Origin of the sequence: Streptacidiphilus sp. MAP5-3, assembly GCF_041262505.1 — a bacterium.
Lineage (GTDB): Bacteria > Actinomycetota > Actinomycetes > Streptomycetales > Streptomycetaceae > Streptacidiphilus.
Genome location: NZ_JBGCCL010000008.1, coordinates 90,160 through 114,062, shown reverse-complemented (window position 1 = coordinate 114,062; position 23,903 = coordinate 90,160). Strand labels below are relative to the sequence as shown.

General features: G+C 66.8%; 22 protein-coding genes and 1 pseudogene. 13 read left to right on the top strand and 10 right to left on the bottom strand.

What is annotated here, in order from left to right; genetic code table 11:
* Nucleotides 1-107: 107 nt before the first annotated feature.
* The 3 genes and pseudogenes from ABH928_RS14995 to ABH928_RS14985 all read right to left on the bottom strand — a co-directional run.
* Entirely contained in the window at nt 108-992 is an 885-nt protein-coding gene (locus tag ABH928_RS14995; protein WP_370066311.1) for a phosphotransferase enzyme family protein, read from the bottom strand.
* Nucleotides 989-2,002 (bottom strand): hypothetical protein, encoded by a 1,014-nt coding sequence (locus ABH928_RS14990; RefSeq protein ID WP_370066644.1) that lies wholly within the window; start codon nt 2,000-2,002, stop codon nt 989-991. Before ABH928_RS14990 ends, ABH928_RS14995 begins: the two co-directional genes overlap by 4 nt.
* Before the next feature lie 168 nt (nt 2,003-2,170).
* Nucleotides 2,171-2,383, bottom strand: a pseudogene (locus ABH928_RS14985) (helix-turn-helix domain-containing protein); the annotation flags it as partial.
* A gap of 510 nt (nt 2,384-2,893) precedes the next feature.
* Between ABH928_RS14985 and ABH928_RS14980 the strand changes: the two are divergent.
* The 6 genes from ABH928_RS14980 (at nt 2,894) to ABH928_RS14955 (ending at nt 10,649) form a co-directional block, all read left to right on the top strand.
* The gene (locus tag ABH928_RS14980) at nt 2,894-3,751 is read left to right on the top strand and encodes a class I SAM-dependent methyltransferase (protein ID WP_370066309.1); all 858 of its coding nucleotides are present in this window, start codon (nt 2,894-2,896) and stop codon (nt 3,749-3,751) included.
* A gap of 497 nt (nt 3,752-4,248) precedes the next feature.
* Nucleotides 4,249-5,667, top strand: a complete 1,419-nt coding sequence (locus ABH928_RS14975) for a radical SAM protein (protein ID WP_370066307.1) — start codon at nt 4,249-4,251, stop codon at nt 5,665-5,667.
* An 81-nt stretch (nt 5,668-5,748) separates the two neighbouring features.
* On the top strand, nt 5,749-6,498 hold the full coding sequence (locus ABH928_RS14970; RefSeq protein WP_370066305.1) for a class I SAM-dependent methyltransferase: 750 nt from the start codon (nt 5,749-5,751) through the stop codon (nt 6,496-6,498).
* On the top strand, nt 6,495-7,580 hold the full coding sequence (locus ABH928_RS14965; RefSeq protein WP_370066303.1) for a hypothetical protein: 1,086 nt from the start codon (nt 6,495-6,497) through the stop codon (nt 7,578-7,580). Before ABH928_RS14970 ends, ABH928_RS14965 begins: the two co-directional genes overlap by 4 nt.
* 54 nt (nt 7,581-7,634) lie before the next feature.
* On the top strand, nt 7,635-10,100 hold the full coding sequence (gene leuS / locus ABH928_RS14960) for a leucine--tRNA ligase (RefSeq protein ID WP_370066301.1): 2,466 nt from the start codon (nt 7,635-7,637) through the stop codon (nt 10,098-10,100).
* Between the two features lie 372 nt (nt 10,101-10,472).
* Nucleotides 10,473-10,649 (top strand): hypothetical protein, encoded by a 177-nt coding sequence (locus tag ABH928_RS14955; RefSeq protein ID WP_370066299.1) that lies wholly within the window; start codon nt 10,473-10,475, stop codon nt 10,647-10,649.
* Nucleotides 10,650-11,239: 590 nt separating this feature from the next.
* Here the strand turns inward: ABH928_RS14955 and aspS are convergent.
* The 3 genes from aspS to argS form a co-directional block, all read right to left on the bottom strand.
* The gene (gene aspS, locus ABH928_RS14950; RefSeq protein WP_370066297.1) at nt 11,240-12,604 is read right to left on the bottom strand and encodes an aspartate--tRNA(Asn) ligase; all 1,365 of its coding nucleotides are present in this window, start codon (nt 12,602-12,604) and stop codon (nt 11,240-11,242) included.
* A 326-nt stretch (nt 12,605-12,930) separates the two neighbouring features.
* Complete coding sequence (locus ABH928_RS14945) at nt 12,931-13,449, bottom strand: N-acetyltransferase family protein (RefSeq protein ID WP_370066295.1); 519 nt, start codon at nt 13,447-13,449, stop codon at nt 12,931-12,933.
* Between the two features lie 160 nt (nt 13,450-13,609).
* A complete protein-coding gene (gene argS / locus ABH928_RS14940; protein ID WP_370066293.1) occupies nt 13,610-15,334 on the bottom strand; it encodes an arginine--tRNA ligase in 1,725 nt (574 codons plus the stop codon).
* Between the two features lie 64 nt (nt 15,335-15,398).
* Between argS and ABH928_RS14935 the strand changes: the two genes are divergently transcribed.
* The gene (locus tag ABH928_RS14935; RefSeq protein ID WP_370066291.1) at nt 15,399-15,857 is read left to right on the top strand and encodes a 2OG-Fe(II) oxygenase; all 459 of its coding nucleotides are present in this window, start codon (nt 15,399-15,401) and stop codon (nt 15,855-15,857) included.
* A 154-nt stretch (nt 15,858-16,011) separates the two neighbouring features.
* On the opposite strand, the gene ABH928_RS14930 is transcribed toward ABH928_RS14935, so the two are convergent.
* Together ABH928_RS14930 and ABH928_RS14925 are read right to left on the bottom strand one after the other, a co-directional pair.
* Nucleotides 16,012-16,479: an NUDIX hydrolase gene (locus tag ABH928_RS14930; RefSeq protein ID WP_370066289.1), complete on the bottom strand. Its 468-nt coding sequence runs from the start codon at nt 16,477-16,479 to the stop codon at nt 16,012-16,014.
* 208 nt (nt 16,480-16,687) lie between these two features.
* Nucleotides 16,688-17,161, bottom strand: coding sequence for an NUDIX domain-containing protein (locus ABH928_RS14925; RefSeq protein WP_370066287.1), 474 nt, complete (start codon nt 17,159-17,161; stop codon nt 16,688-16,690).
* Nucleotides 17,162-17,256: 95 nt separating this feature from the next.
* On the opposite strand from ABH928_RS14925, the gene ABH928_RS14920 reads away from it, so the two are divergent.
* From ABH928_RS14920 to ABH928_RS14895, 6 genes are all read left to right on the top strand, one after another.
* Complete coding sequence (locus tag ABH928_RS14920; RefSeq protein WP_370066285.1) at nt 17,257-18,003, top strand: phytanoyl-CoA dioxygenase family protein; 747 nt, start codon at nt 17,257-17,259, stop codon at nt 18,001-18,003.
* A 99-nt stretch (nt 18,004-18,102) separates the two neighbouring features.
* Nucleotides 18,103-18,864, top strand: coding sequence for a methyltransferase domain-containing protein (locus ABH928_RS14915; RefSeq protein WP_370066283.1), 762 nt, complete (start codon nt 18,103-18,105; stop codon nt 18,862-18,864).
* A gap of 446 nt (nt 18,865-19,310) precedes the next feature.
* Entirely contained in the window at nt 19,311-20,606 is a 1,296-nt protein-coding gene (gene serS, locus ABH928_RS14910) for a serine--tRNA ligase (RefSeq protein ID WP_370066281.1), read from the top strand.
* 10 nt (nt 20,607-20,616) lie between these two features.
* The gene (locus tag ABH928_RS14905; protein ID WP_370066642.1) at nt 20,617-20,973 is read left to right on the top strand and encodes a DUF6296 family protein; all 357 of its coding nucleotides are present in this window, start codon (nt 20,617-20,619) and stop codon (nt 20,971-20,973) included.
* 142 nt (nt 20,974-21,115) lie between these two features.
* On the top strand, nt 21,116-22,009 hold the full coding sequence (locus tag ABH928_RS14900; protein ID WP_370066279.1) for a carbon-nitrogen hydrolase family protein: 894 nt from the start codon (nt 21,116-21,118) through the stop codon (nt 22,007-22,009).
* Between the two features lie 145 nt (nt 22,010-22,154).
* Entirely contained in the window at nt 22,155-22,832 is a 678-nt protein-coding gene (locus ABH928_RS14895; protein ID WP_370066277.1) for an aminoglycoside phosphotransferase family protein, read from the top strand.
* A 166-nt stretch (nt 22,833-22,998) separates the two neighbouring features.
* Here the strand turns inward: ABH928_RS14895 and ABH928_RS14890 are convergent, their stop codons facing one another.
* Together ABH928_RS14890 and ABH928_RS14885 are read right to left on the bottom strand one after the other, a co-directional pair.
* Nucleotides 22,999-23,202, bottom strand: coding sequence for a hypothetical protein (locus ABH928_RS14890; protein WP_370066275.1), 204 nt, complete (start codon nt 23,200-23,202; stop codon nt 22,999-23,001).
* Between the two features lie 151 nt (nt 23,203-23,353).
* Nucleotides 23,354-23,494, bottom strand: coding sequence for a DUF397 domain-containing protein (locus ABH928_RS14885; protein ID WP_370066274.1), 141 nt, complete (start codon nt 23,492-23,494; stop codon nt 23,354-23,356).
* Nucleotides 23,495-23,903: the final 409 nt, after the last annotated feature.

Here is a 23,903-nt window from a genome sequence, read left to right as displayed (position 1 = left end):
CCGACCTCGACGGTACCCCGAACGCCCGTGTCCACGAAGCGGACAACCGCGTTGTCCGCTTGGGTCACACTCACGCGCCTGACACTCCCGTTGCGGTCGCTGGGGATTCAGCTCACTGCTGTCCAACCCCAGGGGCGAGAACCGTGCTGGCCTTGGAGACAGGCGAGTCGGTAGTGGGCCTGATCGCCGTAGCGGGTGGGGTCGGTGGCGGCGTGCTGGAGGGCGAAGCAGGTGACCCGGAGTTCGCGGATGTCGCGCAGGACCGGGTAGCCGGCCCAGGTGGTCACGTCGGTGCCGTAGGCCTCGCAGAACGCGGCGTACTGCTCATCGGAGACGGTGCCGAAGGTGCCATGTCCAACGGCGGTGGCGGTGAGGTCCCATTCGGGCGGGCCCTGGGAGGTCCGTTCGAAGTCGAGGAGATAGACGGTCGTGGGGGTGACCGCGACGTTGCCGCCCCAGGCGTCGCCGTGGATCACGCTCGGCGGGCGGCCTTCAGGAAGGCTGGACCAGGCGGCCTGGAGGTTGGCCAGACGGTGGTGGAGCCACTGTTGCTGTTCGTCATCGAGCGTGGCCGCGTTGTCGATGCGGGTGGCGAGGCGGACGAACGGGTCCAGCCGGCCCAGTGGGAAGTCGGGGATGGGGAGTGAGTGGAGGCGCCGCAGGAGTGGGGCGATGTCGGCTGCGGTGCCCGGCCGGTGGCGAGGTAGCTCGTGCCAGAAGGTCACCGGGTGCCCCTCGGTGTCCAGGGGCTCCCGCATGTGGTCGAGCGGCCGCACAGCCGGGACGCCGCAGGTGCTCAGCCAACGGGCGACGGCGAGTTCCCGTAAGGCGGCGTCCCATTGACCTGGGCGGGCGATGCGGACGACGACCTGGTTGCGGAGCTTCCACAGGGCGTTCTCGCCGATGCGGATCAGCTCGGCTTGGTCTGCCGACAGGCCAGCGGTGGCGCAGGCCTTCAGAAGCAGGGCGTGGGAGTAGTCGACGGTGCTCACAGCGCCACCGTAGAGGTGATCTGCTCGCGCAGGTCGCGAATGTCCGGGATAGTCCGGTGGCGGTGGGCGAGGCGGCTCAGTTCACCCAGTTCGTGGTTGGCGCGCAGGGAGCGGAGTTGGCTGGCCTCGGTGAGCGCGATACGGCCGTCGTCCACTGCCTGTGCCGGGTCTCCGGTGGCCATCCGCAGGGAAGCCAGTTTGGTACGGGAGAAGGTGCGGGACCTGGCGAATCCATGGCCGTGGCCATCGACAGCGGTCTGCAGCCGGCCGAGTGCCTCCCGCGGAGGGTGGCCGGCGAGTGCGAGGTCGAACAGGGCGTGCCCGGTGTCGCCGTGGTGCTGGGCACTGTCGTAGTAGGCCATCCACGGCCCCTCGTCGGCAGGGACAAGCGAAGCGAACGAGTCGTCGGATTCCCCGATAGCGGCGAGGGCCTGCTGGGCGTGGCCCATCTTGGCGAGGGCTCGAGCGCGGGCGTTGTGGAGCATCGACCGCTCGGCCGGTGAGAGGCGGTTGGCGCGGGCGAGGCCGAGTTCGGCGAGGGTAAGACCAGCGTCCGGATCCTCGCGCCACGTGGCCTGCCGAGACAGCAGGTTGTAGGAGATGGCCCGCAGCGGCCAGTAGTCCACCTCCTCCGCGCACGAGGTGGCGAAGACGAACAGACGGCGGGCATCCTCGTGGGCGAAGGCGTCAAAAGCCGAGGCACCGACGACGGTCGCCAGGCGGCTGACTGCGGTGAACAGATCGACCTTGAGCGAGGCCGGGCAACTCGTGTTCAGCAAGCCTGCGGCCCAGCGCAGTTGGGCGAGTGCGGTCTCGCGGACGACACCACCCCCGCCGTAGAGGTTGTCCCAGCTGCGCAGGGTGGTCGCGGCCGTGCGGACTTGCTCGACGTCGGCCGAGCGCACGAGTGAGGGTGTGGCTGCCGCCGAGGTGGTGCTGATCAGTTGGAGCAGGGGGCCGGCGGCAAGGGCCGCCGCGCTGGTCGCGGCGAGGAAGTTCCGTCGTTCCATGGGGTTGAGCTCGTTCCACTCGGAGGTAGACCGTGACCCCTCCAGCGTGCTTCCTGTTCTGCCCCATGGGCGAGCCGTTGTGTCGCTGAGAGACGAGTTGTCCGTTTCCCGGGAGCAATTGTCCGTTTCAGCCTGAGCCGCCACGAGGCATCGAGACAGGACGCCGCCGGTCTCCAACGCGACGTCCAGAGCCGCGGCATGACGGGGACTGCAGGATCGCTCGGCCTTCTCCCACTTGCCGATCAGGTCGCCGCTGACGTGCACCAACTCGCCGAGCTTGTCCTGGCTCAGACCTCGGAGTGATCGCCAGTGCCGGATCTCGGCGCCAAGCCGGTGCGCCGGGGAGCGGGTGGGATCCAACAGCCTAGGCGGTCGTGGCATCTGCTCCTCCGGGTTTCTGTGGTGGCCAGTGGTCGCTGTCCGAATGCCCGTGGGCCTCTACTGAGCTGGGCAACGTCCAGGCGTACAAGCTCCATTACATACCGCGTCTACCGTGACGTGGAGCAGGTTGGCGCTATCCACGAGAACAAGCCCACTTCCTGCGCACTGACCGAACCCTCGGTGACCGGCCCCTGCCAGAGTCTCAACCGCTATTCGGGATGGTGTCGGCCGTTGACACCTCGCACAACGGCGCCTGCGAAACGGACAAACGCCTTGTCCGCTGGATGGCCTGGTCAGCCGTAGTTCCCTGCCCACCGCAGCATCCCCTTCCTGAGCTATCCGCCGTACCGGTCTGGTATTGCAGGGGGTCGGCATGTCTGCATGCTGCAGTGGCTGGTGTCGGCGACGCTGATGGAGGAGGAAATCGACGCCGCCGGGGACACCCGACTCCGGGCAGGCTAAGCACATCGCTCGGCTGGTCGAGGCCGCCGACCGGCCGAAGGAGCCGCTGTGGATGGCCCAGGGAACGAGTATGCCGCTTGGGCATCCGGAGAGGGCGCGCGCCAATACTTCGACGAGATCGGCATCCAGGAGCTAGACCGGCTGGTGAAAGACGTGCGCGGACGGGTGAGCCTGGAGGTGCACCTTCGGTTCCTGGCACGATTCGTGCAGCCGGGCTGGCGGGTACTGGAGATCGGCGCCGGCCCGGGCCGCTTCACTGTGGGACTGGCCAGACTGGGCGCGAAGGTACTGGTCACCGATATCTCTGGGGTGCAGCTGCGCCTGAACGCCGAGTTCGTCGCAGCGCAGGGGTACGAGAAGGCGGTGGAGCGTCGGGAGGTCCTGGACCTGCGGGAGGTAGGCCGCTTCGGTGGAGAGGGCTTCGACGCGGTGGTCGCCTTCGGTGGACCTCTGTCCTACCTGTTTGAGGGGGAGACGCAGGCGCTGGCCGGCATGCTGAGTGCGGTGCGGCCAGGCGGGGTGGTGCTGGCCTCGGTGATGTCGCTGTACGGCACCTGGAGAGTGGCCTTGCCGATCGCGGCGGAACTTGACGCCAGGTACGGACCGGAGGTCATCAGCGCGATCCTGGCGACAGGAGATCTCCGTGTGGTCCCCGAGCGGGCGCATGTGTGCCGGCTGTTCACCTGGGACCAGGTTGTCGAGCTGGTTGAGCAGGCGGGTGGCACGCTGTTGACGGGGTCCGCGAGCAACTGGGCCTCACTTGGGGACTCGCAGGCACTCGCCTACCTGGAAGCGGACGAAGAGCGGTGGAGCCGTTTCCTGGACCAGGAAACGATGGCCTGTAACGCGTCAGGCGCCCGTGACGGTGGCACCCATGTGCTGTTTGCTGCCGGTAGGCGCGACTGAAGTGAAGGAACCTCTATGCGGTTCTGCGCGGGTGGTCATGGCGAACTCGACGGTTCCCCAGCCAGCGCCACGACGATGAACGACGCAGCCCCTGACCTGCGCCAGTCACAGGCGGCGAACGGCAGCGAGGGGGCAGGCGGTCAGGCGGACCGCTGTTGCCCTCGCGGGCAACAGCGTGGCGGGGAGCGCACAGTTCCAGCCATCTGCGGGCGTGCCCAGATAAAGGGGCGCGGGGAGGCGCTCTTCGTACTACAGTCTCGCACTAGTAGTGACGGGCCATCACCTCTATGTAGGTGCCACGCGGAGCATCAAGGTCCTCCGCTGTCATAGGCGATCTGACCAATCGACTGCCCGAGCCTCGTGCCTGCCCCCGGCTTACTGCACCTGGACACCCGCACGATCACGTCGCCGCAAGGCCGTCCCGTCATGCGCCGAGCCGGACGTTGACGTGCGGAAGCCCTGGAAGGAGAGCAAGTATGTCAGTTGCAACTGAAGGCTTGGCAAACACCCAGGAAAAGATCCTCCGGGAGAACTTCGAGCGGTCCGGACCGTTCTTCCTGAGCCGCGACCTCCACCCGATGCTGGACTGCGCCTGCGCCCCCGAGTTCGCGACCTACAAGACCTCGGCCGGCGACATCGAGGCCATCCTCGATGTCCCGATCAGCGTCCCGTTCAACGCCAAGCTGCGCGAAGAGTTCTTCGGCGGGATCCTGTTCGACCGAGACCAGCACCGGCACTTCATGGTCGACCGCACCGCCTACGAGATCCTCCGGGAGGCGGCGGCTGGACACTGCACCGGTCGGGAACTGCTGCACCTCACGGAGCACTCCGGCGAGACGGGACAGGGGCGCCAGACCCTGGGGTCCCTGCTCCAGAACAACCTGCTGGGCTCGCTGGGCACCGGCTCGACCGTCGAGCACTTCGCGGCCCGCGACCTGTCCCTCAACTACCTCCAGAGCCCGATCATCGTCGAGGTCGAGGTCACGTACGGCTGCTTCCGCGCCTGCCGCCACTGCGCCTACGAGTCCTCGCCGGAAGCGAGGATGCCGGAAGAACTCACCGCCCCGCAGTGGAGCGCGATCTTCGGCAAGCTCGCTGAGGCCGGAGTGCTCATCGTTCAACTCACGGGGGGAGACCCCCTGTTCCGGGACGACTCCTTCGACATCGTGGAGGCAGCCGACGCGGCCGGCCTGAGCGTCTACGTCCGAAGCGACACGGCGGCCCTGAACCCGCAGAACGTGGACAGGCTCAAGTCGCTCCGCGGACTGTGGCACGTCGGTACGAGCATCGACGGCGCAGACGCCCAAACCCACGACTGGATGCGCGGCCGTGGCGCCTTCGACATGCTGCGCGAACGAGTGGGCGTCCTCGCCGCCGCCGGGATCCCGGTTGCCGCAGGCGCCACCCTCCACAAGAACAACCACACCACGGTCCGGGAAATCGGGCGCAGGGTAACCGAGTTCGGCGCGCAGTGGTTCGACATCGGCTTTCTCTCGCCGGTCGGCCGAGGCGTCAACCTCCGTGATCTCGTCCTCAACGAGGCCGAGATCCGAGAGAGCCTGGACCTCTACCTCCAGGGCGTGCGTTCCGGCGACTACACCCCCTCCCACAGCCACTATGTCCGGCGAGGACAAACCGCCCAGCCCTTCGCCGACTTGACGGATCTCGTCGACAAACTGCCGTACCTGACGGAGTGGCCCTTCAGCCGCATGCGCCTCGACCCGCTGGGCTCCTCCTACACGGCGGGGAAGTTGAAGGGCTCCGACTTCTCCGGCGGCTACAACATGACGGACAGTTCCGTGGCGCACATCTGGGACAACAGCCCGAACCTGGCGCAGCTGCGAGAGCTGGGGGCCGGCGGTCGGATCCACAGCCTCGACTACCGGCTCCTGCGGTCGAGCCACGAGTTCTTGTAGGCCCGGATCCACTCCGCTCGCCGCTGGCCCGGACGGGCAACCCCCGCCGGGCCAGCGGCGTTCCACGTTAAGGAGATGACGATGACCGGCTTTGAATTCCCGGGCGAGTACTACGAGATCATCAGGAAGGACTTCCGGAACCTGGAGGTAGAGAGTTCCTTCTTCTCTTCCTACCTGCCGGCGGCCGGTCGAGTCCTGGATCTCGGCTGTGGAACCGGGACCAACCTCCGCGCTCTCAGCGACCTTGGGTACGCCTGCACAGGAGTGGACCAGAGCGAACAATTCATCGACTTCGCCATGAAGGCCGGCGGCGATATCGAGTACGTCCACTGCAGCGCTGCCGACTACGAGGCGCAGGAGCAGTTCGACCTGATCTATGCCGTATTCGTCACACTCAATTATCTCAAGCGTGACGAGCTCGGAAGGCTACTGGCGAAGGTGCGAGGATGGCTGCGGCCGGGCGGGCGATTCGTTGTAGACATCGGCCACATGTTGAACTTCGCCGACAGCTATCAGCCCTATATCGTCGCCCATCACAGGCATGAAGGAATTCTGATCACTCGGCTTATTCGGCACGCGGTGAATGCGCACACCGCCAACTGGAGGCACGAGGAGACCATCCTGGTCCGGGAGGCGGACGGGCGGGTGTCAATGTATGACAACTTCTTCGACCAGATGGCGCTGACCGCCCCGGAGCTTCGCCAACTGCTGAAGGAAGCCGGCCTTACGGTCACCGAGGAATACGGGAGCTTCCGAAAGGAGAGTCCGTCGCCTCGCGGGAAAGGCCACCTCATATTTATCGCCGAATCCGTTGACGGCACAAGCTCGTGACTATCAGGATCAGCTCGGCGTTTCCCACCGGCAACGGGCTTGTGCATCAGGTGGGGCCGCACGAGTTCGTCATTGATCGTGATCTGCGGGACTCGACCGGAGACCGTTGGTACTGGCATGTGCGGTTGCATTCAGATCGCGATATCATGGTGCGCATTCGCCTGGCGCGCCCCCTACTGATTGGCCAGTTCGGGCCTGTCGTCAGCACGGCGGAGTCTCGTAACTGGCTTTGGGAATCACCGGGACCTGACACAGATTTCGAGGTACCTCTACAGGGCCAGACTGTGCTGGGGCTCTCCGCAACCATGCCGTACGGGCCTCGGGAACTTGAGGCGTTCCGCGTCGAGTTGGGGGCATCCGCGATTTGGCGGGCCCTGACGCGCAGTGAAATCGGCGGCAACGTCCCCATGCTCATAGTGCCCCAGCCGAAATCGAAGTACCTCGTTCTGCTCACTGCCCGGCACCATGCCTGCGAAGCCATGGCTTCATACGTGCTGGAGGGGGCGGTCAGCGAGTTCATTAGACTGCGGCAAGCGGGAAACCACATCGCCTCCCAGTGCGAGCTGGTAGCACTTCCCATCATGGACCTGGATGGCGTCGCCCATGGCGACCAAGGGAAGGCCAGAAAGCCCTGGGATCACAACCGGGACTACGGCGACTCAAGTGCATATCGGTCCGTATCTGCTTTGCGTGACAGGCTCACATCTGATGGCCGGACCATATTTGCGCTGGACCTGCATACACCCGGCCTGCGTGGACCTATTGAAGAAGTGCCGTACGTGGTCTCCTCTGGCGACCCTGGAGATAAGGAAGTAGCCAAGACCTTCCTAGCGACACTCAATTCGCTTCCAGGCGGGCAGAACTTCCAGTCAGCCCAGCTGCTACTTTTCGACCACGCTTGGAATTCTGCCAATTCTCGCTCTGGACAGTGCTGCTCAGCTTGGCTTCGAAGCCGTAAGAATACGCGCGTCGCACTCACCATTGAGTACCCGAACGCAGTCGATCAAGGTATGCCGGTGACCATCCACCGAGCCAGGACATTTGGGGCGCTTTTGCTGCGAACACTCACTGCTCAGATGTGATAGAATGCGCGCCATCTCTATGGCTCGGCAAGTTCGTCGCGAATTAGGATTCCAATGACCGAACTCAACCCATCGCCGCAGTTCGACCCCCGTGCGATCGAAGAGCGTTGGCAGAAACTCTGGCGGGAGGAGCGGACGTGGGAAGTCTCGAACACGTTAGCTGCTGACAAGCGCGCGTACGTGCTTGAGATGCTGCCCTACACGAGCGGAGAGCCGCATGTAGGCCACCTCAAGAACTACGCGGTCGGCGACGCAGTGGCTCACTTCCTGCGCCGGCAGGGCTACTACGTCTTGCACCCGATGGGCTACGACGCCTTCGGACTGCCGGCAGAGAACCACGCGATCCGCACCGGGAAGCACCCCCGGGTCTCCACGGACGAGTCGATCGCCTCCTTCCGTGAGCAGTTCAAGCAGTGGGGCATCTCCATCGACTGGAGTCGGGAGATCAGCACCCACCAGCCGACTTACTACCGTTGGACGCAGTGGATCTTCCTGCAGCTCTTCAAGGCAGGACTGGCTTACCGCAAGCGGTCCGCCGTTAACTGGTGCCCTTCCGACGCCACGGTGCTGGCGAACGAGCAGGTGGTGGACGGGCAGTGCGAGAGGTGCGGCAGCCTGGTCGAACTCAAGCAACTCGAGCAGTGGTTCTTCCGGATCACCGAATACGCCGAGCGGCTGCTGAACGACCTCGACGGCCTGGACTGGCCAGCGCATGTCAAGACCATGCAGCGTACCTGGATCGGACGATCGGAAGGCGCAAGCGTCACCTTCCGGTGCGCCGAAGTGGATGGCGAGATCCAGGTCTTCACCACACGGCCTGACACGCTGTTCGGGGCTACGTTCATCGCGCTGTCCCCGGAGTATCCGGACCTTGAGCGCCTCACCAGTGGGACACCGGAGGAAGCAGCGGTCCGCGAGTACGCCAACGCGGCTCGGCGCGCGGGACACAGCGACCGCGGGAACGACGAGCGGCCGAAGACGGGCGTTGTCACCGGCCGGCATGCCATCCACCCCCTGACAGGCAACAAGATCCCCATCGTGGTAGCCGACTACGTGCTCATGGAGTACGGAACCGGCGCGATCATGGGCGTGCCCGCGCACGATGAGCGTGACTTCGACTTCGCCCACGCGCTCAGACTCCCGATCCAGCCTGTCATCGGCCTTGCCGACGGCGCGACGCCTGAACTTCCGTACGCCGGCGAGGGCGTTGCCATCAACTCCGCGGAGTTTGACGGGGTACCCAGCCGAGACGCAGGCGCGCGAGTCACGGCCAAGCTCACTGACATCGGGCAGGGCGAGGCCGTCGTCAGCTACAAGCTCCGCGACTGGCTCCTGTCCCGTCAGAGGTACTGGGGCTGCCCCATCCCCATCGTCTACTGCGACGGATGCGGGCTGGTTCCAGTCCCTGAGGACCAACTCCCTGTCCCACTCCCCGATGTCGAGGACTATGCCCCCAAGGGAAAATCTCCTCTGGCTACCGCTGAGGACTGGGTCCGCACCGAGTGCCCGCAGTGCGGCGGCCCGGGACGTCGCGAGACCGACACCATGGACACGTTCGTCGACTCGTCCTGGTACTACCTGCGGTACTGCGACCCGAACAACAGCAACGAGCCGTGGAGTAAAGAGGCGGCGCGCGCGTGGATGCCGGTCGACCAGTACATCGGCGGAGTCGAGCACGCCATCTTGCACCTCCTGTACTCGCGCTTCCTGTGCAAGGCGCTCGCCGACCTCGACTTCCTCCCCGTGCAGGAGCCCTTCGGCACGCTCTTCACGCAGGGGATGATCACCAAAGACGGCGCGAAGATGTCCAAGTCCAAGGGCAACACCGTGTCACCGAGGTCGATCGTCGAGAAGTACGGCGCTGACACGGGCCGCTGCTACGTCCTGTTCATGGGCCCCCCGGAGCACGGCGCAGACTGGTCCGACGAGGGACTGGAGGGTGTTCACAGGTTCTTCAAGCGGGTCTGGAGGTACACCGACCAGATCACGAGCACCGGCTCCGACTTGATCGGCGCAGCCTCGGACCCCGAGCGTGATCTCGCCCTCCGGCGGAAGACAGCCTGGGCCATCCAGAAGGTCACCGAGGACATGTCCGGGCGGTTCGCATTCAACACCGCCATTGCCGCACTGATGGCGCTGTCCAACGACTGCAGTCGGGCCCTGCAGGACGGCATCGCGAAGAAGACAGTGACCGAGGCGGTCAGCACCCTGGCATCGCTCCTGCTGCCGTTCGCACCCCACGTCTCCAGTGAGATCTACCACCGGCTGACCGGAAAGCGCGTGTGGGAAGAGCCGTGGCCGGTTGCTGACGAGGCACTGCTCCGGTCTGAGACGATCAAGCTCGTCGTCCAGATCAACGCGAAGACGCGGGCTGAGGTGAGCGTTCCCTCGGATGCTTCCGAGGACGAAATCCGTCAAGCAGTCCAGGCTCTTCCCGTGGTCCAGCACGAGGTCGAGGGCCAAAGTATCAAGCGAATCATCGTTGTACCAGGTCGACTGGTGAACGTTCTGATCGCTTAGCGGTGCTGGTTACCAGTGCTGCCGCAAGGCGGTGCTGGTAACCAGCCGTAGAAGCGGGGTATCCATTCACCTGGGGCCAGGCGATAGCAGTCGAGGGCGGGGTGTCGGGGGTTGCTTCGCTGACAACGAGTGCTGCGCAATGGGCGCCAGCGCGGCCTCACCAACGCCATCTGCGAGGTTCCGGCCAGCCGCATCGCCCATCCGCAGAGGCTGATAGCCAGGGCCCGCTGACGCCGTGTCGCGTAGCGGAGCTTGGTCGTCGTCAGCGCGTGCCGAGCAGCCGGGTGGCATCCTCGATGGCCGCGGTGAGCGCGTCGTGCCCAAGATCCTGCCGAATGGGGCTGCCCCGCCGCTACTCCCACGGCCCACACCGTGTGGGCGACTCAGAACACGGGGGACCTCACCTACCTGCGCACCTACCGCGTCGCACTCCAATTCGGCGATCCGGGTAAGAACACGGCGTTCGCCGGTCTGCAGAGCGAGGCCAGACGGCGCCTGCCGACCGCTCACCTCCTGCGCCGAGTCGCCGTCATCGCCGTCGCCGGCTGAAATCCTGGGCCTCGGCCAGAACAGCGGGTAAGTGCCTTCCACACCAGCGGCGATCGCTCTCTACTCCACCCCGCCCGCGTCTGCGCGAGCGGCGTACCTGGACCGAGGGCGAGTACGGCTACCTGGCGGAGCTGAACGACAAGGTCACCGCTCGGACCGTCACCACTGAGGAGCCCCTGCTTCGGACGGTCCCGGATCTGGACGATGCCTGGTGGAGCGGCCTCAGCACCGCCCTCAACGCGATCGCCGAGGTTCCCACCAGTCGCGTGGCGGTCCGTCAGGAGTATCTGGACCGGGCCATGCCGCGGTACCTGGGAGTCGCCATCGACACCGCTGCACTCGCCTGGTCGACGGCCCACGGGGACGTGCACTGGGCCAACCTCACCAGTCCGACGTCCAGATCTGATGTGTTCTCAGTTCATGGTCCCTTCCGTGCTGGCCGGCGGACCTGCCTGAGGATGTCCGCGAGATCCTCGGAGCACCCACCCCCAACTGCGGCACGCCTGACTGCGCGGCCATCCCGAAGCTGAGAAATGCACACGGCGCCCACCCGGTCAGCACGTCGTCCGGGTGGGCGCCCTGTGCATTGTTCAGGGAGTCAGTCGGTGCAGGTCCCGGGGGAAGAGCGTCGTACGGCGGATGTTGTCGGCCTCCGTAATCCGGGCCGTCCAGCGCTCGAGTCCCAGAGCGAACCCACCATGCGGTGGCATCCCGTGCGCGAACGCCTGGAGGTAGCTCGCGTAGGGCTCCGCGGACTCCCCACGCGCCGCGAGCGCCGCCAGGTAGTCCTCATGACGGTGAAGCCGCTGTCCGCCCGTGACCAGCTCCAGCCCGCGGAACAGCAGGTCGAAGCTGTTGGAGTACTCGGGCCTGCCGGGCTCCGGGTGCGTGTAGAACGGCCGCTTCTTCATGGGATACCCGACGACGAACAGGAACTCACTCCCGTGCTCCCGAAGCGCCCACTCACTGAGCCACCGCTCATGCGCTGGAGCAAGGTCCGGCTCGTCCGTCCCCAGCATCCGCATGGCCTCCGAGAAATGGATCTGTGGAATTTCCGCCGGCACCACCGGCAGCTTCACCCCCAGCAGCTCCACCGCCCGGCTGGCCCGCCCGGCCACGGACTCCACCATCCCCGCGACCGCCTCACGCAGCACCACCATCACCTCGCGGTGGTCGGCGATGAAGCCCAGTTCGGCGTCCAGACTCGTGTACTGCGCCAGGTGCCGGGCAGTGTCGTGCGGCTCGGCGCGGAACACAGGGCCTGTCTCGTACACGCGCTCAAAGACCCCGACCAGGGCCTGTTTGAAGAACTGCGGGGACTGCGCCAGGTACGCCTTGGCGCCGAACCAGTCGAGCGCGAACACGTTGGCACCGGACTCGGTCGCCGAAGAGACGATCTTCGGCGTCTGAATCTCAGTGAACCCGAGGCCGTCCAGAGCGCCGCGGAAGCCGGCCACGGAGGCAGCGGAGATCTGATGCGGAGCGCGCAACAGCGGATGTCGCAACGCCACCGGCGCGTTGTCCAGGATCGTCGGGAGACCAGCTGGGACCGTCGGGCGGTACAGGTCGAACGGCGGAGCTTGCGCGAGGCTGGACAGTACGTCGATCTCAGGGGACGTCAGCTCGACACCACCGGGAGCCTGGGCGTTGGCAGTGACCATTCCCCGCACCCGCAACACCGTCTCCTCGGGGAAGTCGACCCGCGCTTCGGTAGTCACCACTTGCGCCAGGCCGGAACGGTCACGGATCACGAGGAAGGTGACGGACTTGAGTCCACGGCGGCGGTGCAGCCAGCCACGGATTTCGACGGATTCACCCGCGTGCTTCGGCAGTTCAGCGGCCAGTACGCGGGTCGTAGGGTGGATCATCGCAGCCCTCCAGGGGCGTCGTCGTGATCCCTTGGGAGTGCGGGCGAGAAGGGGCAACTCGCGGTGCCACCGCACTTTCGCCACCACCCGGGGGCGGCGGCCTCATTCGGGCCCGATGACGGGGGCCGGCCGGCAGGGCATTTCCTCCCTGCGCTCAGGAGTGTCTTCCCTTCGGGGGCGTGAGACTGCCTTCACAGCTTCCGGCAGCTCTCTCGGCTCGCGCCGTCCCGCAGGTACTCGTCTCCCTCAACGCGCTGCCTGTGAGGGTAGAGGCACGGCACCCGAGACGGCAACGCGAAAACGACGGACGTGACCTGATCCCCCATACGGGTGGCGCGAAGGAGTACCCGAGACCGTCACCCGTGAGGAGACCGGGCGATAGCCCTCCTTCAGACAGGAGGGCAGGTGGCAGCTCAGTCGAGGCGCAGGTCGAGTGTGTACCGCAGCTCAGCGACACTGAAGCCTCTGATGGTCTCCTCGCGAGTGACGGAGTCAGGGCCCCAGCCGTGCCTTTCATAGAACCTGCGGGCACGGGTATTGCCCGCCAGCACCCACAGGGTCGCCCTTTCGAAGCCGGCGTGACGCAGGGCTTCGTGGACTGCCTCGAGGAGATGGGGAGCCAGACCGCTGCCCCAATGCGACGGCGCTACGTTCAGCGCCCAAAGCTCCCCCGTGCCCGCAGCGTCCGGGTCGCGACCAGGGCCAGTGTGCGCGAAGCCGACGGGGGTTCCGTCGACCTCAGCGATCAATATCTTCTCTCTGGGGTCACGTTGGGTGCGCACGGTGCGTTCCCACGATGCGGTGCGGCGTTCCATGGTCGTCGTGTCGAGCAGGCCTTGCGGCATCAGACCGGCGTATCCGACATGCCAGGCATCAACGTGCACGCGGGCCAGCGCTGGGATGTCAGCGGTGACCACTCCGCGAATGAGCACGTTGCGTCCTTCCGGGCTGGATCCGCGCCGGTCGGCGTTCGGATCGCCATGCCGAATGGTCTCGGAGGAGCGCCACGCGGCTCCTGTGCCAGTAGCTGATTTGCATCCGAGGTGGCGTATCCCTGAGCGGCACGCTCTGACGGTCTGCGGGACAGCCACGTCACATCTGGTCGGGGGCCTCGATCCCGAGCAGGTCCAGGCCGAGTGCCAAGGTCCGCGCTGTGAGGTCGCACAGGGCGAGCCGGCTCTGCAGGATGTCTCCCTCAGCACGGAGGACGTGGCACTTCTCGTAGAAGGACGTGAAGGCGCTGGCGAGGCCGTAGAGGTAGTGCGCGAGCCGGTGGAACGCCAGGTCTTCTGCGACCTCGGAGATCAGCGTGCCGAAGCCGACCAGTTCCAGCGCGAGCGCGCGCTCGGCCGGCTCCGCCATGACCAGCGTGCCGATGGAGCGGTCAGGCTCTACCCCGGCGCGCCGGAAGATCGAGCAGATCCGGGCCCGGGCGTACTGAAGGTACGGGGCGGTGTTGCCCTCGAACGACAGCATCCGGTCATAGTCGAAGACGTAGTCCTTGAGGCGGTCGGTCGACAGGTCGGCATACTTGACCGCGCCGATCCCGACTGCCCAAGCTACGGCTGCCCGGGTGTCCTCGTCGAGTTCCGGGTTTTTCTCCGAGATGACCGTGCCGGCCCGGACGATCGCTTCGTTGAGGAGGTCGACGAGCTTGACCGAGATGCCGGCGCGGGTCCGCAGCATCTTGCCGTCGCTGCCGAGGATCGAGCCGTGGCCCACGTGCTCGGCGCGGGCTGGCGGGGCGAGCCAGCCGGCCTCGCGGGCGGTCTCGTAGACCATCTCGAGGTGCTGGTGCTGGGGCAGGCCGACGACGTAGAGCAGCCGGGTGGCGTGCAGGTTCCGCAGGCGGTGCCGGACGGTAGCGAGGTCGGTGGCGCCGTAGCCGAAACCGCCGTCGCCCTTCTGAACGATGATCGGCAGCGGATCGCCGTTTCGGTTGAGGTAGTTGCCCGGGAAGGCGCACTTGGCGCCTTCACTGTCACGGAGCAACCCCAGCGCGTCCAACTCGTATAGAACCGAATGGAGTTGGTTGTTGTAGTAGCTCTCCCCGAAGAAGTCGTCCTCGTTCAGGCGCACGCCCAGCGTGCTGTAGACGGTGAGGAAGTACGTCTTTGACTCGTCAACCAGGGTGCGCCACAGCCGCAGCGTGGTCTCGTCGCCGCTCTGCAGCAGGACTACGCGCTTGCGGGCGCGGTCCTTGAAGGTCTCGTCGGCGTCGAACTTGCTTCGCGCGGCACGGTAGAAGCCGTTGAGGTCTCCGACGGACAGCTCGTGGGCGGCCTCGGACTCGCCGATGTCCAGGAGGTGTTCGACGAGCATGCCGAACGGCGTGCCCCATTCGCCGATGTGGTTCTGGCGGATCACCGTGTGACCCTGCCAATCGAGCAGGCGCACGGCGGCGTCACCGATGATCGTCGACCGGAGGTGCCCGACGTGCATCTCCTTGGCGGCGTTCGGCGCCGAGTAGTCGACGGTGATCGTCTCGGGTGCCTCGACCTGCGGAACGCCCAGTCGGTCGTCGTCGAGCATGCCAGCTAGCAATCGGCCGAGCGAGTCGTCGGAGATGGTGAGGTTGATGAAGCCTGGCCCGGAGATCTCAACGGACGAGCACAGGTCGTCGAGCTGGGCCTGTTCGACCACCTTCGCGGCGAGGTCGCGCGGGTTGCCGCCGATCTTGCGGATGAGGGGCAGGGCGGCGTCGGACTGGAAGTGCGCGTGCTGGGATCGTCGGACGAGGGGGTCCACGGAAGTTCCCGCCACTGCCTCGAACGCCGATTTGAGCCGCTGACGCAGCAGCTCTTCCAGGTTAGCCATTTCCGGATCTTAGAACCGCTCTGCTCCTCCTGCCGAGGGGTTTTCCGGCTGTTTCGACCGACTCGTGGGCTCTACTCGAGGCCACGTGCTCTTCGGTCGATCAGAGCGAGCAGCGAGTCGAACGGCCGCTGTCACGCCGCTCATCGACGCCTTCTTCGGCGTCGACACGTACCCGGTTCCCGGCCGGCCGACCCTCATCTACCGGTACGGGGAGGGCGTTGGCTTCGTCACGCACCACGACGAGGTGACCGAGGTAGCGCTGGAGCGCGCCGCCACCAACGGCCAGCCCGTGATCGGTGGCGACCTCACCACGGTCCTCTTCCTCAGCGGCCCTGACGAGTACGGCGGCGGCGCACTCTATTTCGAGGCGCCGCCGCTGGACCTCCGCCCCGCCAAGGGCGCCCTCGTCGCCTTCCCCGCAACCCGCCACTTCCTGCACAGCGTCCGGCCCATAACCGCAGGTTCCCGGTACACGCTGCTGGCCCGCCGAGACGTGAAGGGCAGCGTTCAGCGGGCCGCATGAAGCGCGTCCGCGACGGCCTTGGGCTGGGCACGGGGCCGTCGCCCAGGCGGTGCCGCTTCAAGCGGATCGCGCCAATGTGTCAGGCATCGTAGATCCGCGAGCGCAGCACTGCGGCGGCGCGAGCCGAGGCCAGGCTTGCCGCGGCGGCGCCGGATCATGCCAGGTAGGGGTACTTGCCGCTGAGGTAGTCGCCGATCTGCTGGCGCATGCTCGGGTGGATGTCGTAGTCGTCCAGGTCGCCAGGGTGGACCCAGCACACGCCGTCGGCCTCGTCGTTGATCGTGGGCGTGCCGCCGATCGGCCGCCCGATGTAGGCCACTTCGAATTGCTGGCGGATCTCCCCGTCGCTGTAGGCGACGATGTGTACCGGGTTGGAGTAGACCCCGAGGAAGCCGGTGACCTCCGCGATGATGCCGGTCTCCTCCAGACACTCGCGCACCGCGCAGTCCGCGGCCGATTCCCCGATGTCCTGTTTTCCGCCCGGCAGTGCCCACTGTCCAGTGTCACGGCGGCGCTGCAGCAGGATCGCGCCGTCGTCATCCGTGACGAGCAGATTGCTGGCGGGGACGAGCGCGTTGGCCGCAGGAGCCGCCGGGTCGTCGTAGTACTCAACTCGGCCCATGCGAGTGGGTCTCCTCAAGGTCGTCCGTCCACGGCCAGGCGACAGCCCAGACTGCTTCGAGGCTCTGAGCGTAGCTGTCGAACCATCCGTCGCTGCGGATCCCATCGAAGTACCTGCTGCCGCGATGACAACCGAGCGCGCCGACCACCAGTGGCGTCCCAGATCCACCCCCTGGCCTGCTAGATCAGGGGCCGCAGCGAGCAGCCGATCAGGTTGTTGACGTCATCGAGGGGCCTGCAACAACCGACGTGATCGCGTCGGTGTTCGCGATGAGGTACTCCGCCAGCTGGGGCGGCATCAGGTTGACAGCCCGGACCGCGTCTGGGGCAAAGGGAACCCTGACAACCTCGTAGCCACCGCGCTCGGGCCGGTGAAATTCGGTGCCCGTGCGGGCGTCCAGGTCGATGCTTGCCAGGCGTGCGGCGAAGATATGCTGAACGCTGATGCCGTCAGCCAGGTGATCGGTGATCAGATAGACAAGCTGAGGGCCGTCGATTGTTCCGCCGAGTTCCTCGTACACCTCTCGGTGCAGGGCGTCTTCGATGCTGGCGTCTGCCTCTTCGACGCCACCGCCGACTGTGACCCAGTACGGGTCTCGACCGGGTCTGGTCCGCTTGATGAGGACCAGGTGATCGCCGTCGAGCAGAATCGCCCGGGCGCTGCGCTTGATGATCTCGGGCATGGTAGTGGGCTCTCTCTCGATCAGTAGCGACGTGGGCACGGTTGCTTCCGCTGAGCTATTTTCGGTTGCCCCGATCGACGTCAACCGCTCTACTCATGGCCATGGTTACCCCAACTCGGTTGGTGATGAGCCACTTTCGCGATCAAGGCTACGCCGTGCTGCCCGACATCCTCTCCGCTCAGCAGGTGTCGGACTGGCGCGCAGCCGTCGCGGACTACGTGGCACAGACCCCGCCCCCAGCCGGCCACACCGGGCCGTATTTCCTGTGGCCGCACTTCGATACACCTTGCCACAGGCTGCTCGAGCTCTACGGCAACAGCGGCGTCGGTGGCGTGGTTCAGTCGTTCATGCACCACGAACTCCTGCTGGACGAGCCTGAGTTCGCGCAACTCGCGCTGACCATCCCGCCCTATCCTCACCGTCCGAGCGCGCCGCACATCGATGGCTTGACGCCCACCGAGGATGACGGCCGGCCGGGCACTTTCACGGTGCTCGTCGGCGTGGTTCTCACCGACCAGCAACAAGTCGACCGCGGCAACCTGTGGGTCTGGCCGGGCACCCATTTGCGAACCGGGCGCTGGCTGCGGGAGCACGGTGCCGATGCTCTGGGGAGCGCGATTCCCTATCCGCCGGTCGAATTGGGCGAACCCATCCAGGTCACCGCCCCGGCCGGGAGCCTCGTCCTCGTGCACTACTTGCTCGCACACAACATCGGTGGCCACTTCGGCACCGCCACCGACGAGCGCCGCGAAGCGGTGTACTTCCGGCTTCACGCGGCCGGTCATCGTCTTCGCTGGCGCGAGGTCGTCACTTCTCCGCTGGTCGAGTTCGCTTCCCCGTGATTCCTGACAGAGGTGGCTCTCCCCTTCGCGTTGCAGGGAAGAGCCACCTGAACGCTGACCATCTGCTCAGATGAGCACAGCATTGATGGAGAACTCAGGATGTCCGAGAACGATGAGCCAATTCACCATCAGTTGGTTGACTCAGCTGAGACACCCCCACAGGGGCGAGTGGTCGATCTCGGCTGTGGAAGGGGGCCAACGCTGGCGGCCTTCGCCCACAGGTTCCCCATGGTGCGCCTGACCGGGTTCGACCGCTCCACGGCGAGCGTCGAGGCGGCCCGGGAACTGCTGGGTGATCACGCCGGCGGAAGCGAAGTCCTGGTCGCAGACCTGCGAGAGCCAGTCCCTCTTCCTGACGGCTGCGCCGACGCGGTCGTCTCGTACAACGTGCTCGAGTGCCTTCCGGACGCGTCGGCGTTCCTCGCGGAGATCTGGCGGCTGCTCAAGCCCGGTGGTCGCGCGGTCTTGGCGCACGTGGACTTCGACTCCATCGTGATCGCGGGGCCGGATCGCGACCTGGACAGACGGATCTGTCATGCCTTCACCGATGATCAACAGCCGTGGATGGACTATGCGGATGGGCGGATCGGTCGGAAGCTCCCCGGGCTGGTTCAGGCATCGCCGCTGACCTTGGAGCGGGTCGCCACGTGGGTCACGTCCTCAACCGAGTTGGACGGCCAAGCGGCCCGGCGCGTCGAGAACATCAGGCAGGCGCTGACCAGTTCGGCCCAGCGGGGGAAGGGCCTCGTGGACCTCGAGGAGGTCGAGGCATGGCACACAGCAGTGCAGGACGCGGCTGCGGGCGCGCGGTTCTTCTTCGCCGAGACGGCGCTGGTCGTAAGTGCCAAGCGCGCGGCGTAGCGTGAGGCTCGCCCCGAGGTGGCCAGCGTCAGCTGCCGGAACGGCGGCATCACGGGCGGCATGACGTCCAAGGGGGCCGCCCCAGAACTCAGGCGCCGCGCGAAAGCCGACCGCCGCGCCGCTCGCAGTAACCTCGTTGCTTGCCGGATCAGCCCGCCCTACGCTTGGGGGCAACGCGATGACGGAGACGAGTAGCCGCGGGACCACGCGAGCCGAGAGAGCTGCCGGTAGCTGGAAAGGCAGTCTCGCGCCCCAAGGCGAATCCCCTCCTGAGCGCGGGGAGGAACGGCCGCCAGGTCCAATGCCCCGCCGGCTGGCTCCCGTGACCGAGCCGGGCTGAGGCTGCCACCTGTCGGCGGCGAAGGCGCGGTGGCACCGCGAGTCCCTGCTCGCCCGCGCTCCCAAGGGATCACGTCGCGGATCGACCGAGCGGAGCGCCCGTCACCATGTTGAACATCACCCTGATCCGAGAACACCCGGCGCGCGTGCAGCACGCCTTGGCCAAGCGAGGACTTCAGGTCGATCTCGCACCGTTCCTCATGCTCGACGAGGAGTTCCGCCACGCTCGAACCGCGGTGGAGAGCCTGCGGGCCGAGCGGAAGCAGATCTCAGCGGAGGTCGCTCGGCTGCTCCGCGCCGGCCAGGACGTGACCGTGCTGCGTGCGCGGTCGGAGATCGTCGGCGCGGACCTGACCGAGCTGGAGGCCCGGCTCGCCGAACTGGGTACCGCCCGGAAGGACTTCCTCGACCAGCTGCCCAATCTTCCCGACGACGACGTGGTGGCCGGCGGCAAGGAGAACAACGAGGTCGTGCGCTCGATCGGCGCGCCACCGCAGTTCGCCTTCCCGGCCCGCGACCACGTCGCCCTCGCTCAGCGCCTGGGGCTCGTCGACTACGAGCGCGGCGTGAAACTGGGCGGCAGCGGCCACTGGATCTACCGCGGCAACGGCGCATTGCTCGAATGGGCGCTGCTCAACTTCTTCGTCCAGGCCCACCTGCGCGACGGCTACGAGTTCGTCCTGCCCCCGCACCTGCTGACCTACGAGGCTGGCTACACGGCGGGCCAGTTCCCCAAGTTCGCCGACGACGTCTTCGTCATCGAGCCTGGAGAGACCGGAGAACCCGGACCGCGACGGTTCCTGTTGCCCACCTCGGAGACTGCCCTGGTCAACCTCCACCGCGACGAAACCCTGCCGGAGGAGGACCTGCCGAGGAGGTACTTCGCGTACTCGCCGTGCTATCGCAAGGAGATCGGCGGGTACCGCGCGACCGAACGCGGGACGCTGCGCGGCCACCAGTTTGACAAGGTCGAACTGTTCCAGTTCGTCCGCCCTGATGCCTCGGATGCCGCACACGAGGAACTCCTCGGCAAGGCAGAGCAGTTGGTGGCTGATCTCGGCCTGCACTACCGGGTCACCCGCCTGGCCGCCGAGGACACCAGCGCCGCGATGGCCAAGACCTTCGACGTGGAAGTCTGGCTGCCCAGCATCAACGCCTACGTCGAGGTCAGCTCAGTGTCGAACGCCCGCGACTACCAGGCTCGGCGCGGCAATATCCGCTACCGCCCAGCGCAGGGGAAGCCAGCCTTCCTTCACACCCTCAATGCATCCGGGCTGGCCACCAGCCGCCTCCTGCCGGCCATCCTGGAACAGCACCAGCAGCCCGACGGTGCCGTCACAGTGCCCCAGGTACTTCAACCGTGGCTCCGGAGCGCGGTTCTGACGCCGTCGGTGCCACGGTGACCGAAGTCGGCTGATCGCAGGAAGGGGCGGCGGCCGGCCGGGCGGGCTGGCCGAGCTGTCCCGGGGATCGCTGCGGGCTGCGGGAGCGGACCGGGCTGTTGACCGTGAGGCGATTCGCAGTGGCGGTGGCCGCGACTGGCAAGGTCACGGCGCTAGTCGTACCGGCGCCCCAGCCCCGCAGGATCGTGGTGAGCCGGGCTGCGGCGACGGCCCCGGACGGCGAACCCGCCCCGGCCGCCGGCCGCCCGAGGTGGTCGTCGTCCACGTCACCGACCACATCGGCGCCGACGGCGGGTCCGTCTACCCGGACACCGCCGGTGCCAGCCCGAACCGGGTCAAGATCCAGGACACCCTGGCCAACGGCTGAGGACGGAGACCGGCGCCACCGTGCACGCATTTGTCCTCGACTGCCGCCCGGGCCTCGTCGAGACCGGGGTCGCCACCGGCACACGCGCCTCCTCGACCTGAACATGCCGCCGCGCACCCGCGCCCACCGGTATCGTCCCCACATGGCCAAGACACTGCGGTTGGCGGTCGCGCAGAGCACGGTGCCGGAGGACCCGACGGACACCGGCGCACTGCGGGCGAGCGGGGCGGAAATCCGAGACCTGGTCCGGGAGGCGGGCAGAGAGGGCGCACGACTGGTGCAGTTCCCCGAGGGAGCGATCACCTACCCGAGCAAGCACGTGATGTCGTCGGGTGGGCCAGGAACCCTCGTTGCCTCGGACTGGAGCCGGGTCCCATGGGATGTCCTGCGCGAGGAGGCGAAGTCGATCGCCGACCTGGCCGGCCAGCTCGGCCTCTGGGTCGCCTTCGGCTCGATCCACCCGCTCACACCGCCGCACCGCCCGCACAACAGCCTCTACGTGATTTCCGACCAGGGCCGCCTCGTCGCCCGCTACGACAAGCGCTTCCTGTCGAACACCGAGGTCTCGCTCATGTACACCCCGGGGACAGCGCCGCTCGTCTTCGAGGTCGACGGAGTTCGGTTCGGATGTGCCCTGTGCATCGAGGCCAACTTCCCCGAACTGTTCGCCGAGTACGAGCGCCTGGACGTCGACTGTGTGCTGCTGTCGGTCATGGTCGACGACGCGGCGCGGGCGGTCGTGGGGCAGGCCTATGGCACCTTGTACAGCTACTGGATCGGCTACTCAGTGCCGGCTCAGTTCAGCGCGACAGTGCCGTCCGGGATCGTCGCGCCGGGCGGGCGGTGGCTCGCTCGCTGCCCAGGCGACGGCCGACCGGCCCTAGCCGTCGCAGACATCGACCTCGGCACGGCCGACACCGATATCGAGATCGCCGTGCGTCACGCACGTCCCTGGCGCCGCTTAGCACGGGCAGGGCTCTACGACGGGCGGATCGTGCAGGGGGACGCCAGAAGCGACACCCGAACCCTGTTCTGAGTGACCTGTTCCACGGCTCGGCGGCCTCGATCGGAACCCATAGTGAATCCACCCCGTGGGACTCGGAGAAGGAGAACGCATGCTCAGCAGAGGCGAAGCCGAGATCCCGCTCAGCGGGGGCCGTCTCACCCAGGGAGTGGTCCGGGTGGGTAACACCGTGCGCCGTCCGGCCTCGGCGTCGTCGCCGTTCACCGCCCGGCTGCTCCGCCATCTCGAACAGCGCGGTTTCAGCGGCGCTCCTCGGTACCTCGGCCGCGACGAAGCCGGACGGGACATCCTCAGCTACCTGCCCGGCCGAGTGCCGGCCAAGTTCCAGCGCTGGACCGACGCTCAGGTGGCCGACGCGGGCGTGCTGCTTCGCGCCTTGCACGACGCCATCCGCGGCAGCGAACTCGCCGTACCGTTCGCTACCGTCTGCCACCACGACCCGGGCCCGAACAACACGGTCTTCATCCAAGACCGGCCCACCGCCTTCATCGACTTCGACATGGCTGCGCCGGGCAGCCCGTTGGAGGATGTCGGGTATATGACCTGGACGTGGTGTGTGTCCTCGAAGGCCGGAGCGCCTCCTGCGGATGTTCAGGCCACTCAGGTGCGTGTGCTGGCGGACGCCTATGGCCTGGCTGGTCCTGAGCGTGCTGTGCTCGTCGACGCGATGCTGGAACGGCAGGCCCGCAACGTCCGCTTCTGGGCGGAGGTGCAGGCCGGCTTCCAGGCCGTCGAAGCCACTGCCCAGCAGATCTCGGATAGCATCACCTGGTCCCGGCGAGAGCACGAACACACTGCCGAGCACCGCAAAGTCTTTGAAGACGCCCTCAAGTAGTTGGTGAACTACTGAGGCAGCGTCGACTCAGGGCATCCGAGGGCAACCGCCAGTTCGTCCACATCGAGCACAGCGCCGCCGGGCGGCAGGGAATCGGTCATCGGCACAACGTACCGCCGCAGCCCGACCCGGGTGCGGCCCCGCTCGATGAGGTATTTGGGGCTTCTCAACGCCATCGGCGCCACAGTGCGCGCCTGCGGGGCCGATCCGGGGCAGCAGGTTCGCTGAGGGCCGCGAGAACCTCGGCGTCGCAGCCGGCGCGGTGGGCGGTCCGATCCCAGCCGGGCGGCGGCGCCGCGGTGACGAGCACTTCCTCACCGATGCTGTCGGCCAGGGTGAAGCCGGAATCCTGGAGCTGGGTGGCGACCATCTGGGAGGCCCCGACGCCGTAAACGTGGCTGGATCTTGAGGATGGGCAGACGGTTTGGATCGATGCGGGTTCTGGGAGGATGACGGCGGAGGCTGGCCCCACTATCTCTGGGGCCGGCCTCCGCCTCTCGTCACTGGCTGCGGTGATGCGGTCAGGCGAAGTGATCGAAGTGCCCGGCCTTGGCGCCGAGGATCATTGCCTTGATCTCGTCGCGCGTGTAGATCAACGGCGTCTGCTCGGGCCGCTGGGAATCGCGCACGGCCACGAAGCCGCCGACGGCGCCGAACTCCACGCTCTGATGGGGTGGTGTGGGCTGGCAGCCGGTCGGCGCGGGCCCCCTTGTTGCGGTGGTCGGGCGAGGCCGTCCGTGGTCCCCCGTCCCCCTTCCGCGGCCCAGTATCCGGGGCCGGCCGTCCGCCTCAAGGGCGCTGCGCGTGGCTGCGCCACCGGCCTTCGGCCGACCCTTGACCCGGACGGCCTCTTTGCCCCGGACCCCAGGCAGCTATCAGGGGGACGGGGGAGGTGTGTATGGGCTGGGCAGCTGCACCGCCGCACCTTCCGCACGAGGCCAAAACGATCATGAATCCGCCGCGCCCGAAAGGCTTGGGGTCGCCGAAGAGAGTTGACGGAAAACCCTTTTCGGGATACTATTGTTCTTGTTGGGAGGGGATGGCACCTCCGCCCAACGGACAGAGACCAAG

Coding starts and splice junctions, on each gene's coding strand:
- ABH928_RS14990 (WP_370066644.1), bottom strand. CDS start 2,002: ATGGAACGACGGAACTTCCTCGCCGCGACCAGCGCGGCGGCCCTTGCC.
- ABH928_RS14970 (WP_370066305.1), top strand. CDS start 5,749: ATGACCGGCTTTGAATTCCCGGGCGAGTACTACGAGATCATCAGGAAG.
- leuS (WP_370066301.1), top strand. CDS start 7,635: ATGACCGAACTCAACCCATCGCCGCAGTTCGACCCCCGTGCGATCGAA.
- argS (WP_370066293.1), bottom strand. CDS start 15,334: ATGGCTAACCTGGAAGAGCTGCTGCGTCAGCGGCTCAAATCGGCGTTC.
- ABH928_RS14930 (WP_370066289.1), bottom strand. CDS start 16,479: ATGGGCCGAGTTGAGTACTACGACGACCCGGCGGCTCCTGCGGCCAAC.
- ABH928_RS14925 (WP_370066287.1), bottom strand. CDS start 17,161: ATGCCCGAGATCATCAAGCGCAGCGCCCGGGCGATTCTGCTCGACGGC.
- ABH928_RS14920 (WP_370066285.1), top strand. CDS start 17,257: ATGGCCATGGTTACCCCAACTCGGTTGGTGATGAGCCACTTTCGCGAT.
- ABH928_RS14915 (WP_370066283.1), top strand. CDS start 18,103: ATGTCCGAGAACGATGAGCCAATTCACCATCAGTTGGTTGACTCAGCT.
- serS (WP_370066281.1), top strand. CDS start 19,311: ATGTTGAACATCACCCTGATCCGAGAACACCCGGCGCGCGTGCAGCAC.
- ABH928_RS14900 (WP_370066279.1), top strand. CDS start 21,116: ATGGCCAAGACACTGCGGTTGGCGGTCGCGCAGAGCACGGTGCCGGAG.
- ABH928_RS14890 (WP_370066275.1), bottom strand. CDS start 23,202: ATGGTCGCCACCCAGCTCCAGGATTCCGGCTTCACCCTGGCCGACAGC.